Annotated in this window: 15 protein-coding genes; 7 read left to right on the top strand and 8 right to left on the bottom strand. The window is 51.8% G+C overall.

What is annotated here, in order from left to right; translation table 11 throughout:
- Positions 1 to 56: 56 nt before the first annotated feature.
- Positions 57 to 1,853 carry a bifunctional chorismate-binding protein/class IV aminotransferase gene (locus LVJ88_RS01335; RefSeq protein ID WP_085418965.1) on the top strand — a complete coding sequence of 599 codons (1,797 nt, stop codon included), beginning with the start codon at positions 57 to 59 and terminating at the stop codon, positions 1,851 to 1,853.
- A gap of 404 nt (positions 1,854 to 2,257) precedes the next feature.
- Here the strand turns inward: LVJ88_RS01335 and LVJ88_RS01340 are convergent, their stop codons facing one another.
- The gene (locus LVJ88_RS01340; RefSeq protein ID WP_054599464.1) at positions 2,258 to 3,478 is read right to left on the bottom strand and encodes a YihY family inner membrane protein; all 1,221 of its coding nucleotides are present in this window, start codon (positions 3,476 to 3,478) and stop codon (positions 2,258 to 2,260) included.
- A 46-nt stretch (positions 3,479 to 3,524) separates the two neighbouring features.
- Here LVJ88_RS01340 and wrbA point away from each other — a divergent pair, with 46 nt between their 5' ends.
- The 3 genes from wrbA to LVJ88_RS01355 all read left to right on the top strand — a co-directional run bounded on the left by wrbA (position 3,525) and on the right by LVJ88_RS01355 (position 5,710).
- On the top strand, positions 3,525 to 4,154 hold the full coding sequence (gene wrbA, locus LVJ88_RS01345) for an NAD(P)H:quinone oxidoreductase (protein WP_085418966.1): 630 nt from the start codon (positions 3,525 to 3,527) through the stop codon (positions 4,152 to 4,154).
- A gap of 113 nt (positions 4,155 to 4,267) precedes the next feature.
- Positions 4,268 to 4,999, top strand: coding sequence for an oxygen-insensitive NADPH nitroreductase (gene nfsA, locus LVJ88_RS01350; protein WP_085355950.1), 732 nt, complete (start codon positions 4,268 to 4,270; stop codon positions 4,997 to 4,999).
- Positions 5,000 to 5,194: 195 nt separating this feature from the next.
- Positions 5,195 to 5,710 (top strand): hypothetical protein, encoded by a 516-nt coding sequence (locus LVJ88_RS01355; RefSeq protein WP_085360626.1) that lies wholly within the window; start codon positions 5,195 to 5,197, stop codon positions 5,708 to 5,710.
- A 40-nt stretch (positions 5,711 to 5,750) separates the two neighbouring features.
- On the opposite strand, the gene LVJ88_RS01360 is transcribed toward LVJ88_RS01355, so the two are convergent.
- From LVJ88_RS01360 to LVJ88_RS01380, 6 genes are all read right to left on the bottom strand, one after another.
- Positions 5,751 to 6,284, bottom strand: a complete 534-nt coding sequence (locus tag LVJ88_RS01360) for an alpha/beta hydrolase (RefSeq protein WP_085418967.1) — start codon at positions 6,282 to 6,284, stop codon at positions 5,751 to 5,753.
- A gap of 41 nt (positions 6,285 to 6,325) precedes the next feature.
- Positions 6,326 to 8,662, bottom strand: a complete 2,337-nt coding sequence (locus tag LVJ88_RS01365) for a tetratricopeptide repeat protein (RefSeq protein ID WP_244694178.1) — start codon at positions 8,660 to 8,662, stop codon at positions 6,326 to 6,328.
- Positions 8,663 to 8,984: 322 nt separating this feature from the next.
- Complete coding sequence (locus LVJ88_RS01370) at positions 8,985 to 9,962, bottom strand: IS30 family transposase (protein WP_244694145.1); 978 nt, start codon at positions 9,960 to 9,962, stop codon at positions 8,985 to 8,987.
- Between the two features lie 114 nt (positions 9,963 to 10,076).
- Positions 10,077 to 12,116, bottom strand: coding sequence for an ATP-dependent DNA helicase RecG (gene recG, locus LVJ88_RS01375; RefSeq protein ID WP_085419054.1), 2,040 nt, complete (start codon positions 12,114 to 12,116; stop codon positions 10,077 to 10,079).
- A gap of 37 nt (positions 12,117 to 12,153) precedes the next feature.
- A complete protein-coding gene (locus LVJ88_RS12515; protein WP_280518124.1) occupies positions 12,154 to 12,288 on the bottom strand; it encodes a hypothetical protein in 135 nt (44 codons plus the stop codon).
- A 133-nt stretch (positions 12,289 to 12,421) separates the two neighbouring features.
- Complete coding sequence (locus LVJ88_RS01380) at positions 12,422 to 13,312, bottom strand: DMT family transporter (protein WP_233127622.1); 891 nt, start codon at positions 13,310 to 13,312, stop codon at positions 12,422 to 12,424.
- Between the two features lie 274 nt (positions 13,313 to 13,586).
- On the opposite strand from LVJ88_RS01380, the gene LVJ88_RS01385 reads away from it, so the two are divergent.
- On the top strand, positions 13,587 to 14,249 hold the full coding sequence (locus LVJ88_RS01385; RefSeq protein ID WP_085418731.1) for an ArsR/SmtB family transcription factor: 663 nt from the start codon (positions 13,587 to 13,589) through the stop codon (positions 14,247 to 14,249).
- 182 nt (positions 14,250 to 14,431) lie between these two features.
- Here LVJ88_RS01385 and LVJ88_RS01390 read toward each other — a convergent pair whose 3' ends face one another.
- A complete protein-coding gene (locus tag LVJ88_RS01390) occupies positions 14,432 to 16,543 on the bottom strand; it encodes a TonB-dependent receptor (protein WP_085418732.1) in 2,112 nt (703 codons plus the stop codon).
- Between the two features lie 492 nt (positions 16,544 to 17,035).
- Here LVJ88_RS01390 and LVJ88_RS01395 point away from each other — a divergent pair, with 492 nt between their 5' ends.
- Together LVJ88_RS01395 and LVJ88_RS01400 are read left to right on the top strand one after the other, a co-directional pair.
- Complete coding sequence (locus LVJ88_RS01395; protein WP_085418733.1) at positions 17,036 to 17,365, top strand: hypothetical protein; 330 nt, start codon at positions 17,036 to 17,038, stop codon at positions 17,363 to 17,365.
- A 126-nt stretch (positions 17,366 to 17,491) separates the two neighbouring features.
- Positions 17,492 to 17,752 carry a hypothetical protein gene (locus LVJ88_RS01400; protein WP_085418734.1) on the top strand — a complete coding sequence of 87 codons (261 nt, stop codon included), beginning with the start codon at positions 17,492 to 17,494 and terminating at the stop codon, positions 17,750 to 17,752.
- Positions 17,753 to 17,858 lie beyond the last annotated feature (106 nt).

The raw sequence follows: 17,858 nt of genomic DNA on the forward strand, positions 1-17,858 counted from the left end.
CCGTCGGCCGCCGCCCGTTGCCGTTATAATAACGCCTTTTATCCACGCTACCCGCCATGCCCCATTTTGCGCTTTTAGACGACGCAGCCGCCAACCGCGCCCAACTTTACCAAACCCACACCGGCAGCCGTTTTTTCACCGCCGCCGACCTCGACGGGCTGGATGCCGCCCTGCGCGAAGGCTGGCAGCAAGGTTGGCACGCCGTTTTGTTTGCCGATTACGAATTCGGCCTGCCGCTGCTCAACCTGCCTGCCCAACCGCCCGCCCATCTCGCCCTGCATTGGTTTGAACGCTGCACCGAAACCGACCCCGAAGCATGGCTGGCGCAGCACGGCGGAGAAGCGCAACCGGCAGGCATCGGCACACCCGAAAGCGACACCGCCCAAGCCGATTATCTGCAAGCCGTGCGCGATATTCAGACGGCCATCGCACGCGGCGACACCTACCAAATCAACTACACCACCCGCCTGCACCTTACCGCCTACGGCGACCCCGTAAAACTCTACCGCCGCCTGCGCCAGCCCGTGCCTTACGCCGCCCTGAGCTGCCTGCCCGATCATCAGGGGCAAAACCGCTGGACATTATGCTTTTCGCCCGAACTCTTCCTCAAAATCGGTTCAGACGGCCTCATCACCACCGAACCCATGAAAGGCACCGCTCCCATCCTCAACGACGGGCAAGACGAGCAACGCGCGCGCGATTTGCAGGCCGACCCCAAAAACCGCGCCGAAAACATCATGATTGTCGATTTGCTGCGCAACGATCTCGGCAAAATCGCCCAAACCGGGAGGGTGCGCGTGCCCGAACCCTTTAAAGTCTCCCGCTTCGGCAGCGTGTGGCAGATGACCACCGCCATCGAAGCACAAGCCAAACCGCACATCGGCGCCGCCGACATCATCCGCGCCGCCTTCCCCTGCGGCTCGATTACCGGCGCACCCAAACGCATGAGCATGCAGATTATCCGCGATATCGAAACCGCCCCGCGCGGCCTTTACACCGGCAGCATCGGCTTTCTCACCCCCTGCGACAGCGGTTTGGGATTCAGCGGCACCCTCAACGTTGTGATACGCACCTTGCAACTCGCCCCGCTTTCAGACGGCCTCTACCGCGGCGTGTACGGCGTAGGCTCCGGTATCGTTGCCGACAGCGTGCCCGAAGACGAATACACCGAATGCGGTTGGAAAGCCCGTTTCCTTACCGATCTCGCCCCCGAATTCGGCATCTTCGAAACCATGCGCGTGCAGCAAAAACAATGCCCGCTGCTGCTCCTGCACATAGGCCGTCTGAAACAATCCGCCGCCGCCCTGAACCTGCCGTTTCCCGACCATATCGAACAGCAGATACACGGCTATCTCGCCCAACTGCCCGACCACGGCCTCTACCGCGTCAAGGCCGTCTTAAACCCTTCAGACGGCCTCAGCCTCAGCCATGCGCCGCTTAACGAATTGCCGCCCGGGCAAACAGTATGCCTGTCCGAAACTTCTTTACCGCCGCAAGACTACCTGCGCCGCTTCAAAACCACCTGCCGCAGCATCTACGACCACGGCTGGCAGCAAGCCGAACGGCAAGGCGCGTTTGACAGCCTGTTTTTCAATTCAGACGGCCTCCTGCTCGAAGGCGGCCGCAGCAACGTCTTCATCCGCCTCGGTAACGAATGGCACACCCCCGCATTGGATTTGGACATCCTCAACGGCGTGATGCGCCAAGCCGTATTCGCCGACCCGCAAACCCATCTCGGCACCGACACCGTGCACCAAAACCACATCACCCGCGAAATGTTGATGCAGGCCGACGAAATCCGCCTAAGCAACGCCCTGCGCGGCGTGTTTCCGGTGAAAATGGAAAACGCATAGACTGAGAACCTTTGCAAAACCCTCAGATGCGGATGCCGTTCAAGGCGTTGCAGCACAGCGAGTGCAGACCTTAATATAAGGCTAAGCGGGCGAGCAGCGCACAACGCAGAAATGCGCCGCAGACGGGGGGCAAAGGTCTCAGCCCTTACATCAAAAGAATGTAATCAAGGCCGTCTGAACATGTTCAGACGGCCTTTCATATAAATTTAAGCTTATATAGCGGATCAACTTAAAAATAGTACATTCGTCATACTCGGGCTTGACCCGAGTATCTTGAGTTTCAGCAAACTTGGAAGATACTCGGGTCAAGCCCGAGTATGACGCTTTTGTTATGAAACTTAAGTGGGTTGACTATAGAGGCAAAGGTTTCGGCCTGTGCCTGAGCCAAGCAAAAAGCATCGGCATTATCGGTTTTTTGCGGCGGCGGTATCAAATTCGGCCAGCGTGATGTCGAGCGTTTCGAGGCAGGGTTCCATCAGGTCGGACACCGCCACGTTAACGTGATCTTTATTCAACGCCGTCGGGCGGTACACAAACAGCTTGAACAAATCTTTCAATTCGATGGACTCGGCTTTGATTTTCAACACCCAGCCTTGTTTGCCGTTATACACATAACCGTGGCGAGCCAGTTTTTCGAGCAGTTCGCCCAGTTCGTCGTAACCCATATTGATAGAGGGGCGGATATCTTGAACTTTTAAAGCCTTGCCTTCTTTTTGTGCATTGTTGAGCAGCAGCAGGATTTTCAAAACATCGTCGAAACGCCCGCGCGCATCTACGCCGCGGCGGAAGGCTTCGCCGCGCCAATACGACAGAGAAGCCGTCAGCACTGCGCCCGACAAAACCAGCATCCACAGCAGGTTCAACCACAATAAGAAAAACGGGATGGCGGCAAACGCACCGTAAATCAGGGTATAGCCGTTAAACGTGCTGATATACCACGCAAAGCCGTAGCGCGCGGTTTCCAACAGCACTGCCGTTACCGCCGCTCCGATTAGGGCATGGCGGGCAGGCACGAAGCGGTTGGGCACAAGGCGGTAGAGCAGCCACAGCAAAAGCATGCTGAACAAAACCGATGCGGTAACGCGCACTATTCCCGAGATAATGGAAAAATCGGCGCTGAAAAGGTTGTATTGCAACATGGCCGACCACAGCGAGCCGCCGATACCCAGGGCCAGTGGCCCCAGCGTGAGCAACGCCCAATACACCAAAAACTGCATCACCAGCGGCCTTTGGGTGTTGACGCGCCAAATGCGGTTGAAGGTTTGGTCGATGGTTTGAATCAGCATCAGCGAGGTTACGCCCAGCATGATCACGCCGATAACCGTGAGCTGGCTGGCTTTCTGTTTGAATTCGTTCATGTATTCAAACACCGTATCCACGCCTTGCGGCACCACGGTTTGATTGACGAAGCCTACGAATGAAGCGGAAAGGCTGTCGAACATGGGAAAGGCCGAAACCACGGCCAAAGTAACGGTAAGCACCGGCACAAGTGCCAGCAGTGTTGTAAACGTAAGGCTTGCAGATACCTGCGGAACACGGATTTCATTAAAGCGTTTGAGCACAAACAAAGCAAAACCGCCCAAACGCGATTCGCGCACGGCTTGCAACCACGGTAAATTAAGCATACTCTTCCTTATTCTTGATGAAACAGCATTGTAGCGGAAAGTAGCGATGAACCCAAATCCCTTGAAAATACTTGTTCTGTATTATTCCCAACACGGCGGCACTCAAAATCTGGCGCGCCAAATCGTGCGCGGCATTGAAAGAGTGCCCGGATGTGAGGCCGTTTTGCGCACCGTGCCCAAAGTTTCCGCCGTGTGCGAAGCCGTGGAAAAAGACGTACCCGACAGCGGCGCACCTTATGTTACTGCCGACGATTTGAAAAACTGTGCCGGTTTGGCCTTGGGCAGCCCCACCCGTTTCGGCAACATGGCCGCCGCCGTGAAATATTTTATCGACGGCACGCTTTCGCAATGGCTGGGCGGCGAATTGATCGGCAAACCGGCCACAGTATTCACCAGCACCGCAAGCATGCACGGCGGGCAGGAATCAACGCTGCTGACCATGATGCTGCCGCTTTTGCATCACGGCATGGTGATCAGCGGCGTGCCGTACAGCGAAGCCGCCCTTTCCGCCACCCGAACCGGCGGCACGCCCTATGGCTCGTCGCACGTTGCCGGACAAGACGGCAAACCGGCATTGAGCGGCGACGAACAGCAGATTGCATTCACACAAGGCAAGCGGTTGGCCGAATTGGCTGTTAAACTCGCAAAGCCCTTATCAAGCACACAGGCCGTCTGAAAACCGAAATCCTAAACCTTTGCAAACTTGCCCGCCGTGTGTTTTGAAGCGCATGTACATCGGGCGTTTGTAAAGGTTTTGCCCCGTATATTTTTGAACAACAGGAGAAAAACATGTCTGTTTTACCGAGCAAGCCCGCGCTGGAAACCGCGTTGAACCACCGTTCCATCCGTAAATTCACCGGCGAACCGATTGCCCCCGAAATGCTTGAAGCCGTGCTGAAAGCCGGCCAAGCCGCTTCCACTTCGAGCTTTATGCAGCCCGTGCATATCGTGCGCGTAACCGATATCGAACTGCGCAAACAGCTGCGTGCCGTCGGCGCCAACCAACACTATATCGAAACCTGCGCCGAGTTTTTGGTGTTCTGTATCGACTTTGCCAAACACAAAAAAATCGCCGCCGACGCGCAAACCGATTGGACGGAAATGACGCTGATGGGTGCAATCGATGCAGGCATCATGGCGCAAAACGTGCTGTTAACCGCCGAATCGCTCGGCTTGGGCGGCGTATATATCGGCTGCCTGCGCGACGACATCAACGCCACCGACCGCATTTTGAACCTGCCAGATAATGTGGTGCCGCTCTTCGGCATGTGCTTGGGCCACCCCGCACAAGATCCGATTATGCGTCCGCGTATGCCGCTGCCTTGCGTGGTGTCTGAAAACGGTTATACCCCGCTTAACGAATCCACTTACGCCGAATACGACAAAGTGGTGGGCGATTATTACCAACGCCGCAGCAATTTGGATTTGGACTTTACCAAGCAGGTACGCGCCACCTTGTGCAAAGAAGTCCGCCCCGATATTCTGCCGTTCCTGCAACGCAAAGGCTTGGCCAAGCGTTAAAAAGCGGGCGGAGGTTTCAGGCCGTCTGAACAGTTTCCGGCAAGCCGGCGGGATTTCCTGCCGGCTTGATCTTGCTAAGAAAGCGGTTTGATATATAAGTAAAATTTTTCTCTGCAAGATTATAGGGGCGGATTACCTATCCGCCCCTACGATTATGTTACTCAATAAGTAGTTTAGCTATATAAGGGAAATGATATGACCATCATGCAGCAAACCGTTTTGCGGTTGGTGTCGTTTTTTTCGGTGTTTGTTTTATCGTTGTCGCTATCGGCTTGCGGCAACGCCATTTCGGCAGAAGAACGTGCCGATTATGAAAAAATCGGCGAAGCCGTTAAAGCCAGCGGCTTGAACGGAGACAGCCAAAAAGAATTCGAACAAAAATTTGCCGCTGCCCGCAACAACGAAGAAGTGAGCGCGGTAGCTTTTGAAGCGGCCGAAAAATTGGAGATTATGGCTTCGCAACTGAAAGCATTTCAGCCCCAAAGCGAAAAAGGCACCATCATGCACGGCCATTTTTTGCGCGGTTCCAGCAAAGGAGCGGCACTGATGCGCAGATTTGCAGAAGCAGACGGCAATGATACGCAAGCATTGAAAGAGATTGAGGCAGAATTGGAAACGGCCAATCAAGAAATCGAACAAGGCCTTGTTTTATTTATCGAGATGACGGCGAGAAACATTCTTCAGACGGCCACAGACCAAAACGGCAAATAACGCCAACCGCCCCGCCGCCAATGCAGAGAAACAGCACGCCCTAGCGCAACAACATTTCCTGCAACAGCTTCATGCCCCATTGCCAGCCGTGCAAATGCCCGTTCAGACGGCCTTCATGCGGCGACACCAGCAGCCGCGCGCCCAAACACGCCGCCTGCTGTTGCGCCCATTCCGGCGGGCAGGCCGCATCGTTTTTGCCGATCACCAACGCCGTCGGGCAATGGCAGCGCACCCGTTGCAGCGTGTGGCAATCATCATCGGGAAAAGCCTCTTGTAGCGGCGACACCAGTATCATATTGCGTATCCGCTTTTGCGTGTTCACATCCGCCAGATACAGCCACGCCAGCCAGCCCGACACGCCCGCGCCGTGGGCGACGACGGCAATATTTTTGCTGTGGATACTGCCAAAGGCCGTCTGAACCGCGTGCTGCCACCCGGCAATCGACTGCCCGCGCGACACGGCGGTCATACGCACGGTAGGGTAGCTGACCGCCCAGCGGTCTATCCACATTTCCGCCTCATCCGCATCGCGTATCAGCAGCAGGGTTAAATCTTCAAGGTCGTGGCTGTGCATGGTAGGGTTTGTGTATGGGGTTTGGTTTCAGTATTTATTCTTTACGGCTTGCGGGCTGGCAGGGCGGCATTAATCGGCAAGGAAGAATGCGACACTTTAATGTGCGGCAGTTTCTTCTTCAACAAGTAGCGGAATGCCTCGACTTTTTGCTCTCCTCCTGCTCGCTCGTAATTGGTGCCTAGAATTACTTCATCTAATTTGTTGCAAATATCGGCGTATTCTACATAGGCCGAATTGGTTTCGTGGCAGTATTGCACTTTCTCCGAACCCAATTCTTCGATTTGCAGCAGGCGAAATTCTTCTTCATCGCGAAAAGCATAGTCTTTAAATAGATAGCGGATATATTCCAAAGCGTATTGATCGGCTTGTTTTTGCTCTTCGGTTTTTTCATATGCAGAAACTATTTGCTGCTCTTCTTTTTCATCATTTGTTTGTTTTTCATCATTTGCTTGAATAGTATTAGGATTGAAATAATCGAATAAAGAGCTCAAAGCTTTCTCAAACTGTTTTTTTCTTTCGTTGTGCCATTCTTTATCATTGCTAATGGGCTTTAAACGGATACCAAAGCTTGGTTTTTTTTCCTCAGGAATATCACCAAAAACATCATATTCATCTTGTTTGGTATATTCATCGCGATAAAAGATATAGGCCACTTGGTAGAGAGGTAAATCTTCAGACGGCCTCTGTGTCGTTGTTGTGTCTTTTATTGTTTCTTGGTTATCAAAGCTATTCTTATCGTTTAAACGCGGGTAAGAAGCAGAAATATCAGGTTCTTTTACCCAATTCCCGCGTTTATTGAATACCAAACAGCAGCCGGATGCTTCAATATCGTTCACTTTCCCATATAAACGGAATTGGTTCAAATCATTTACCCGTGCAGAAAAACAGGTAAAGAAAGCATTGTGTGGACTGAATTCGGTTTTATTTTCCAGTGAAATGTCCTGAATACCGCAAAAATCTAATAAGCTTTTACCTTCATACGGGTCGTTCATATAGGTAGAACTGTTCATTCGCATTTTGTCAGCAATTTTGGGTTGATCTTTTTCTTTTTGTTTGATTCCCAGCAGTTTTTCACACACAAACGGTTTGGTGTAATGTGCCAACGGCTTGTTAAATTCAACCGGAGCAATGCTTAGAACGGCTAAAATCGAAGAAACTGGTTCTTTAAGGTCTGAATTTAATTTTAAGTGTTTTTGTATATCTTCTTTTTTCGCATCAAAGTAGGCGTTGTAATCTCCAGCAAGAAAATCAAGCTCTTTTTCGTATCGCCTTATAGAAGTAATCTGCTCTTCTTTTGAAGTTTCATCTAGTAATTTTTCACACAGAATTTTTGCTTGTTCAAAATAATTTTTGATAGTGTTTTTATTTTCCCTAACTGTTTTTGATTTCTTGTTCTTTTCTAACAAAAAATACCCTAGCGACTTCTGAGCATAAACTTGCTGCTGAATACCATTTGGGTCTTCCAGTTGTGCAGCCAAATCTAACGTTTCTTTAAGATGTCGGATAGCTTGACCAAACCTTTGGTCAGCCTGCCGGGCATCCGAGATTTTACTGGCTTGTTCGAAATAGCACCCACCTAACCAAGATTGGGCATACACTTGCTGCTGAATACCGTCTTGTCCATCCAGTTTTCCGGCCAAATTTAAACTTTCTGTAAACTGTTTGATGGCTTGGTCAAACCTTTCGTCAGCCTGCCGGGCATCCGAGGTTTTGATGGCTTGCTGCATATAACAACGCCCAAGCCAATACTGTGCATACACGTGCTGCTGAATACCGTCTTGTCCATCCAGTTTTCCGGCCAAATTTAAACTTTCTTTAAACTGTTTGATGGCTTGGTCAAACCTTTCGTCAGCCTGCCGGGCATCCGAGGTTTTGATGGCTTGCTGCATATAACAACGCCCAAGCCAATACTGTGCATACACGTGCTGCTGAATACCGTTTTGGCCTTCCAATTTTCCGGCTAAATCTAACTCTCCTTTGAAGTGTTCGATGGCTTGTTCAAACCTTTGGTCAGCCTGTCGGGCATCCGAGGCTTTGATGGCTTGCTCCATATAGCAGTGCCCCAGCCAATGTTGGGCATACACTTGCTCCTGAATACCGTCTTGTCCATCCAGTTTTTCGGCCAAATTTAAACTTTCTTTAAACTGTTTGATGGCTTGGTCAAACCTTTCGTCAGCCTGCCGGGCATCCGAGGTTTTGATGGCTTGCTTGAAATAACACTGCCCTAGCCAAAATAGAGCATCCACTTGGTTTTGAATATCTTTTGTTTTATCCGGAATGTTTTTTAATGCTTTATTCAGCTTTTTAATAGCTTCATCATACTTTCCAGCATCTAATAATTTTCGTCCTTCAGATATCAATTTAGAAACGCTCATCATTTATCTATCCCTTGATTAAATTTATAAGTAACCATTGCGTATTTTAATAAATTTTGAAGTGAAATTGTTTCCAAATCCTTCTCTCCCCATTTCATACCAACCGCTTGCAGTTGAGGCCGTCTGAAAATAAATTTAGTAGGGGCGGATTACATATCCGCCCGATGTTTGGAAATGCGAAAACGTTATTTGATGCCGATAAAACAGCCATTTTGTGAGAATATCAACCTTTGCTTATGTAACGCCTATTACTGAATGCCGACTGCGGGCGGATATGTAATCCGCCCCTACTAAATTTATTTTCAGACGGCCTTAGATTCTAATTTCAAGTGCAACACTCAGGCAGTAGTGGTTGGAACAGATTCAAGAATAGAACACTTGGCGTTTCATAGCCAAGTGTTTTTCTTGGCCGGTGGTTCAGCTCATCCTGAACCCTACGTATTTCCCGCTCACTAATGTTGCGGAAATCCGTTTGTTTGGGGAAGTATTGGCGGATGAGTCCGTTGGTGTTTTCATTCAGCGCCTTTTCCCAAGAACGGTAAGGACGGCAGAAATAGGTTTCAGCCGCCAATGCTTTGGCTATTCGGGTGTGGCGGTAGAATTCCTTGCCGTTATCCATGGTGATGGTGTGCACCCTGTCTTTATGCGCCCTCAGCGCCCGAATGACGGCATTGGCCGTATCTTGGGCTTTGAAGTTCTTCAATTTGCAGATAATGGTGTAGCGGGTAACCCGTTCGACCAGTGTCAATAATGCGCTTTTCTGATCTTTGCCGACGATGGTGTCGGCTTCCCAGTCGCCTATACGGGATTTTTCGTCGACGATGGCGGGTCGGTTTTCAATGCCTATGCGGTCGGGTACTTTGCCTCTGCTCCATGTGCTGCCGTAGCGTTTACGGTAGGATTTGCTGCATATTCTGAGATGCTGCCACAAAGTGCCGCCGTTGCTTTTGTCGTCGCGCAGATAGTTATAGACGGTGCTGTGGTGGAGTGTGATTTGGTGGTGTTTGTGCAAATAGGCGCACACTTGCTCGGGGCTGAGTTTGCGGCGGATGAGGGTAGCGATGTGTTGGATCAGCTGCGAATGGAGCTTATAGGGCTTTCTTTTGCGCTGCTTGGTAAGCCGGCTTTGCTGTTGGGCTTTTTTGGCACTGTATTGCTGCCCTTGCGGGCAGTGCCGTTTGATTTCGCGGCTGATGGTGCTTTTATGGCGGTTAAGCCGTTTGGCGATTTCGCTGATGCTGTGGTGGCGGGACAGGTATTGGATGTGGTATCGTTCGTCTTGGGTCAGTTGTGTGTAGCTCATATGCAATCTTTCTTGCAGGAAAGGCCGTATGCTACCGCATACTGGCCTTTTTCTGTTGTGGAAAGTTGCACTTCAAATTTGAATCCGCTGGCCTCTAATGTTTCCCAGCAACCTTCAAACCCCCAAATAACTTTCCCTGCTCGCCAGCCAGCGGTTGAGGTGGGTTTCGACGATGTCGGGGCGTTCTTCAATCAGTTGGGGGGCGATTTCGCGGGCTTTTTCTAAAAGGTGCAGGTCTTCTTCGAGGTTGGCGAAGCGGAGCATGGGTACGCCGCTTTGGCGTGCGCCGAGAAATTCGCCGGGGCCGCGGATGTTGAGGTCTTGGCGGGCGATTTCGAAGCCGTCGGTGTGTTCGTAGATGACTTTGAGGCGGGCTTTGGCCAGTTCGCTCAGGGGTTCGGCGAAGAGTAAGACGCAGGTGCTGGCGGCGGCGCCGCGGCCTACGCGTCCGCGCAGTTGGTGCAGTTGTGCCAAGCCCATGCGTTCGGCGTGTTCGATAACCATAAGGCTGGCGTTGGGTACGTCTACGCCGACTTCGATAACGGTGGTGGCAACGAGTACGTTCAGACGGCCTGCGGCAAATTCGGCCATCACTTGGGCTTTTTCGGTGGCTTTCATGCGGCCGTGGACGAGGCCGATGCTGAGTTCGGGTAGGGCGGTTTGAAGGGCGGCTTGGGTTTCGGTGGCGGTTTGCAGTTGCAGGGTTTCGCTTTCTTCGATGAGGGGGCAGACCCAGTAAACTTGCCGTCCTTTGCGGCAGGTGTTGAGTACGAAGCCTTCGACTTCGGGGCGGCGCAGGCTGTTGACGAGGCGGGTTTGGATGGGGGTGCGGTTGGGCGGCAGTTCGTCGATTACGGAAACGTCGAGGTCGGCGAAAAAGCTCATGGCCAGCGTGCGGGGGATGGGTGTGGCGGACATCATGAGCTGGTGTACGTCTTGGCCTTTGTTTTTGAGGGCGAGGCGTTGGGCGACGCCGAAGCGGTGCTGTTCGTCGACGATGACGAGGCCGAGGTTGTGGAACTGTACGTCTTCTTGAAAGAGGGCGTGGGTGCCGACGGCGATGGGGGCGAGGCCGTCTGAAAGGGCGGTTTTGTTTTGTTCTTTGGCTTTTTTGCGCTGGCTGCCGGAAAGCCATGCAACGCTGAGGCCGAGCGGCTCGAACCATTGTTTGAATTTGAGGTAGTGCTGTTCGGCGAGGATTTCGGTGGGTGCCATCACGGCAACTTGGCTGCCGGCTTCGACGGCGGTGAGGGCGGCTAGGGCGGCAACGATGGTTTTGCCGCTGCCTACGTCGCCTTGCAGCAGGCGGTGCATGGGGTGGGTTTGCTGCATGTCGGCGCGGATTTCGGCGAGCACGCGCTGTTGGGCTTGGGTGAGGGAAAAGGGCAGGGCGTTGAGCAGTTTGCCCGACCATTCGCCGGTGCCGTGCAGGGGGGCGGCCTGCCCGCTGATGCGTTTTTGCCGTGCGAGCCGCATGGAGAGCTGTTGGGCGAGCAGTTCGTCGAATTTGAGCCGCTGCCATGCGGGGAGGGTGCCGTCTGAAAGTTGGCGGATGCTGTAATCGGGCGGCGGGGCGTGCAAAAGGCGCAGGCTTTCGGCCAAGTGGGGCAGTTTCAGACGGCCTAGGAGTTCGTCGGGCAGGGTGTCGTGCAGGGGCAGGGCTTCTAAGGCCGTCTGAACGATGCGGCGCAAGGTGGGTTGGTTGAGGCCGTTTACTGTGGGGTAAACGGGGGTAAGGCTTTCGGCAAGGCTGCTGTTGTCGGCATCGCGGATTTTGGGGTGGATCATTTCGTCGCCGTAAAAACCGTGTTTGATTTCGCCCACGGCGCGGATGCGTTTGCCTTGCGCCATTTGTTTTTGATGGCTGGGGTAGAAGTGGATGAAGCGCAGAAACAGCACGCTGCCGGAGTCGTCTTGAATCTGCACGATGAGCTGTTTGCGCGGTTTGAACTGCACTTCTTGCAGGGTTACGACGCCTTTGACTTGGCACGGCACGCCGATGGGTGCGTCTTTAATCGGCATGATGTGGGTTTCGTCTTCGTAGCGCAGCGGCAGGTGCAGGGCAACGTCCCACGGGGTGTGCAGGTTGAGCTTTTCGAGCTTTTTGGCGGCGGTATCGGTGATTTTGAGCAGCTTTTGGTGTTCGGGTGTCATGGCGGCTGGGGGGGGGAAACGGTTTCAGACGGCCATTTTAAATGATTTTGGGGCGGGGGTAGGATGGGGAATGACGGGTAATGAGTGAGGCCGTCTGAAAGCGGGTTTGCGGGTATTGGTGTCGGATACAAGTATCCGACACCAATACTACAACGTCGATGTCCGGCCACAAGCGGCGGGCAGTGATGCCCGCCCTACGTTGGAAATAAAACCGAGGCCGTCTGAAACATTTTCGGTAGGTCGGATACTTGTATCCGACTGTGAGGAAACGCTTTCAGACGGCCTTGAATGCGTTTGCTTGGGTTTTAAGTGCGTTTGGCTGCCTCGACCTGCTTGATGTTCTGCCGGTTTAACATGCCCAGCGCGATCACCACCAGCAAAGTGCCGGCGATATCCGTCCAACCCAGCGGAATATGGAAAAACAGCCGTGCCAGCAAGGTGGCGAAAATCGGGTTGAGCAGATGGAAAGCCGCCGCATGCGCCGGGCCGAGCCAACGCACCAGTTGAAACCACATCAGCATCGCCACCACCGACACCACAATCACCTGATACCACAGCGACCACGCAAATACGCTGTTGTGCATCGCCGCCGCCCAGCCCGAAGGCGAGGCAAAGGGCAACAGAAGCAGGCCGCCGAATAGATTTTGCACGCCCGTTAAGGCCAGCAGATGATGTTTGTCGGCCACCGCGCGGTAGATGAGCGTGCCGGCGGCCAAGGCCAACATGCCCATCAGTGTCCACACGATGCCGAAGTCCCAGCCCGCTTGCGGCATTCTGGCCGACAAAACCGCATACACGCCCGCAAAACCCAGCAAAATCGCCGCCCATTGCAGCCACGACCATTGCCGCGTGATCAGGGAAGACACAAACGCGGTAACAAAAGGCATGGTCGAAACCAGCAGCACCACCAGTTCGGGCGAGATCGTTTTCAAGCCGGTGTAAGACCAGCCCAAGTAGAGCGCGTAATTCGTCAAACCCAGCAAAAAGCCGTGCAGCCACAACGATTTGCCGCGCCAACCCAAATCCGCGCCTTTGTGCGTCAGCCACACGCACAAGGCAAACACCAATGCCGCCGCCAGCAAAAAACGCAAACTCAACATGTCTAAAGGCTCGAGCGTTTGCAGGGTGTATTTGCCCGCAATAAAGGCCGAAGCCCATAACAGGCTGAACAGCATACCGAAAAGCAGATACATCATGCCCTCTCTTTCAAGACGTTGTCGTATCACTACCTTAGCAGCGTAAACGGCCGCCATATTTCGCCCGCAAGCGAAATGAAGGTGTGCTGTGAAAGGCATAATGTATATAGTTAATCCGAAGTTTAGTAACAAAGCCGTCATACTCGGGCTTGACCCGAGTGTCTTGAGTTTCAACAAATTTAGGCGATACTCGGGTCAAGCCCGAGTATGACGAGTGTACTGTTTTTAAGTTGATTGACTGTATTGTTGCCCCGCCATTGTAAGGAACCGCATCATGTCGTTAGCCCATCATTTCGCCCACACAGCCCATTTGATCGGCCACCCCAGCCGTGCGCTGATGCTGGATGCCCTGTTGGGACGCGACCGCCTGAACGTAACCGAATTGGCAGAAATCGCCGGCATTACCGTTCAGACGGCCAGCGTGCATTTAGACAAACTCCGTCGCGGCGGTTTGGTGGAAATGGAAGCAGAGGGCAAAAACCGCCTCTACCGCATCGGCAGCCCGCGCGTGATGGACATCTTGCAGAAACTCGCCTTGCTCGCCGACAAAGGCAAAAGCCGTGTCGAGCAGCCGCACCAAAAACTGCGCATCTGCTACGGGCACATGGCGGGCGAAATGGCAGTCAGCATCAGCCAAAGCCTGTGCGAAGCCGGTTTGGTGGTGCTGGATGTGGCCCGCGAGCATTACGAAGTAACCCCCGCAGGCATGGCATGGCTGGATACGCTCAATATAAACGTGGCCAACTACCCGCCGCACACCCATGCCTGCTTGGATTGGACGGAAAAAACCTACCACATCGCAGGCTGGTTGGGGCACGAAATGATGGCCGCCTTTGCCGTGCGCGGCTATATTGAACAGCCCGCCCACGAAGTGCGCGCGTTAAGGCTGACGGAAAGCGGCAAGTTGTATTTGGCGAAATTACACAAGCAAGCTTGATAGTGGAATCCAGAAGGTAAAATCAAGGTAAGCCGGGTACACATATCCGATTCGGCTATTTTGTTGCGGTGTAATCGGCTATATAAAAGTTTCAGGCCGTCTGAAAGCGAGCCATGTAGGCTTTGCTTTCAGACGGCCTGAATGATAAGGCTTAGGGCATGTTGCCGGTTGGCGTTCGAGCCTTAAAAGCGGTAATTCACCCGTGCCGTTACGCCGCGCGGTGCACCGGGCATGGCATCGGAACGCCAGTATTTCTGGTTGAGCAGATTGTTAACAGCCAGTGTGAAATTGAGGTTTTTGCGGTTCCAGCCTGCCAGCGCATCAACTCGGGCGAAACCGGGGATATGGGCCTCGGTGTTGTTGGCATAGTAGTAGCGTCTGCCGGTGCCGGTAACGCCGAGTTCGCCGTAGAAGTTTTGCGTGGGGGTGTAGCGCACGAACAGATTGCCGGTGATGTTGCTGGTGTTGTTCAAATGGCGGCCGACCCGCTGCGGGTTTTGCGTGTCTTCAACCACTTTGGCCTGCATGACGCCGATTGAACCGCGCAGATACCATTTGGGGGCGATTTGGCCGAGCGCACCCAGTTCAACGCCGCGCGAACGGTGCTTGCCGCTAACCGCCCAACTGTAAGGCGAATTGACGGGGTCGGGCCGGTAGCGGATGTTGTAGCGTTCGATTTGATAAGCCGCCAAGGTGGTGCTCAGGCGGTTGTCGAGCCAAGAACTTTTGATGCCCGCTTCGTATTGTTTGGAAAATTCGGGAGAAATATTGGAATTGGCTTTTTCGTCTGCCGAACTCAACCCCAGATAAGTGCGCCCGCCCAGCGGCGAAAAGCCCTTGTTGTAGCCTGCGTAAAGGGTGTGGGCGGGAGTAAGGTTCCAAACGGCACCCAAATTGGGGCTGAACGTGTGGTTGCGGTAGCGGTGGCTGCTGTTGTCGATAAAACTGCTGTTGATTTTATAGCTGTCGTAACGGCCGCCCGCCACCAGTTTGATATCGGGGGTAACGGAAAAAATGTTTTGTACAAACAGGCCGTATGAATCGGCTTTGTGGCGGTTGTTGGTAGATAAGGGCAGCAGGCGGCCGGAAGGCGGCCACGATAACGGATTGTGCGGATCAACTTCTTTGGTAAACGTGCGCGAATAGCCCAGTTTGGGGTTGCGCTCTTCGCGCGAAACGTCGAAGCCGACGGTTAAGTGGTTGTCGAAAAGGCCGATTTTAAAATCACCGTTGAGGGTGGTGCTGCTCGACAAAGTTTTGTTCTCGGTTTGCTGCCATGCGTAATTGCGTTTCAGACGGCCTGTTGCTTCGTCAAGCGTGCCGCCGTAGAAATGGTCGAAATCCTGCGAAGCGCGGCGGTGGGCAAGCTGCCATTGCAGATGCCAGTTGGGGTTGAAGGCATATTCGAGGTTGGAGCGCCATATTTGCAGTTTGTCTTGTACAAAATCGTTAGGGTGGGCAAATCCTTGGCGGTGCGAAATCCCCGCTTTTTCATAAATCGTGCGCGAAGGGCTGCGGTCGGGCGTGCGGTCTGCACGATCGTAAGTATATTGGCCCGTCCACTTCAAACCATTGTCGAGTTTTAACGTAACGCTGGGGGAAAGCATGGCGTTTTTGCTGTCGATGCCCGAACGGAAAGAGTTGGCTTTACCGATTTCGCCGTTCAAGCGGACGGCAACATTTTCGTTCAGCACTTCATTGATATCCAGATTCAGGCTGCGCGCGGCATAAGAGCCGTAAGCCGCGCCTACCGTGCGGTTTTGTTTGAAGTTGGCATATCTGCTGACCATGTTGATGATGCCGCCGCCGTTGGTGCGACCGTAAAGCACCGATGCAGGGCCTTTGAGAATTTCCACCCGCTCAATATTTGCCGTGCTGCGGCGCACCTGCCCGCTTTCGCGCACGCCGTCTCGGTAAATATCATTGCCGTCGGCTTGAAAACCGCGCAAAAACAGGCTTTCGCCGCGCATATCATACGCGGCATCAATACCGGCATTGCCTTCGAGAATCGAACTCAAATCATTGGTGCCGTAGTTTTTGTTTTTTTGAATGTTAAGAATATCGATGCTTTGCGGAATTTCTTTCACCGGCTGCCCGTTGCGGGTAGCCGCGGCTTCATCGTAATTGACGTAGCCCTTAAGGATATTGGTGTCGGATTGCCCGACAACCTGAACGGTAGGCAAAACGGCAGAATAAGTATCGGATACCCCGCCCGACGTTTCTGCGTGTAGGCCGAAAGGAAAGGTAACGAGCAGTAAAGCAGGAATAACGCGTAAACTGATTTGGGTTGGCATAATTTTGTCCAAATGGTTGATATTTCGGCATTATAATTTTTGCTACCTGTTCCGTAAACAATATTGATAATTACTATTAGTTAGGTGTATAAAATGCCTCGGCTTTTGCGCCTTTGGTTGCTTTAGGGTATCTTTCTTCAGCAGATGTCTTTGTAGCAACAAGGTATACGGCCTGAGCAGTCATGCAAATAGCCCAGTTAATGATTCACATTTCCAAGCTGCAAAACCGAATCATAATCTCAGCAGCTCCCGCGCCCATATATTTATGGCCGCCGACTGACTAGAAATTTTAAATAAATTTTAAAATAGATATGTCAGATATATTACTCAAACATATGCTAATCGTTAGCACGAATAAATAAACATGATTATTGAATTTGAAGTATCAGAAAATGATAAGGAATTGATCTGCTTTTTTAAAAGAAAACGTTGGCCTGATTCCAAAATTATCAGACCTTCTCAAGCAGGAGCTGTTTTTTTTTTGCAAAAAATATGCTTGTATACGACAACTATCAACAACTCACGGATCAAGCTATTATCCTATCCGACAGAACATATCTTTTTCGTTCTGATAACCCTAAAAATTTTGATAAAGCTGTTCGAGAAGCAAAGAAAAATAAAGTCTGCTTATCAGGAGGAAACACCCCTTCTTCAGAGCTGATCTCCATCGTTAAAGAAGCGTATTGTTTAGGTAAATTTGTATTACGCTTGATTCATGATGATACGGCGCTTGAGTCGATGGCAAAATACACTGTGCCTATTGCCCAATTTGATAAATATTTTCTGCTGCAAGATTCTATGGAAATCAGATTTAAGGATTAGAAGAAACGGCAAGCGTAGGTTTGCTTGAAAACCCAACAAGTTTGAGGCCGTCTGAAATATCGTGTTTCCGCACAACCTACGATTGCTGATACTGATGGTTTTATCGATGTTGGCCGTATACCGAGAATGGCTCAAAATATAGATAATCAAGTATTTGAAGCACAGGTATTCCCCAGCGAAACCGTACAGCCGATGCACTTAGGCAAGCATTCTGCTCAGGAGATGGAGGAGACAGAAGGGGTTTTTGCTAATACTGTCAGAGGCTTTATGGGAGCGGTCATTTCAGATACAGAGGTAGAGATATTCGTTTTAGATAGATATACACAAAAAATGTTGCCATTTGATTTATGGTTCAAATGGCAACATTTAACATTTATTTTTTTTTGAAAAAATATGAAAATACTTATTTTTACCATAACTGTAATGGTGGTTTTGTCATGGCTGAAAAATACTAAATTAGTAAATATTATAGGATATAAAAATAATCTATATA

The organism is Neisseria dumasiana, from assembly GCF_022870885.1.
Lineage (GTDB): Bacteria > Pseudomonadota > Gammaproteobacteria > Burkholderiales > Neisseriaceae > Neisseria > Neisseria dumasiana.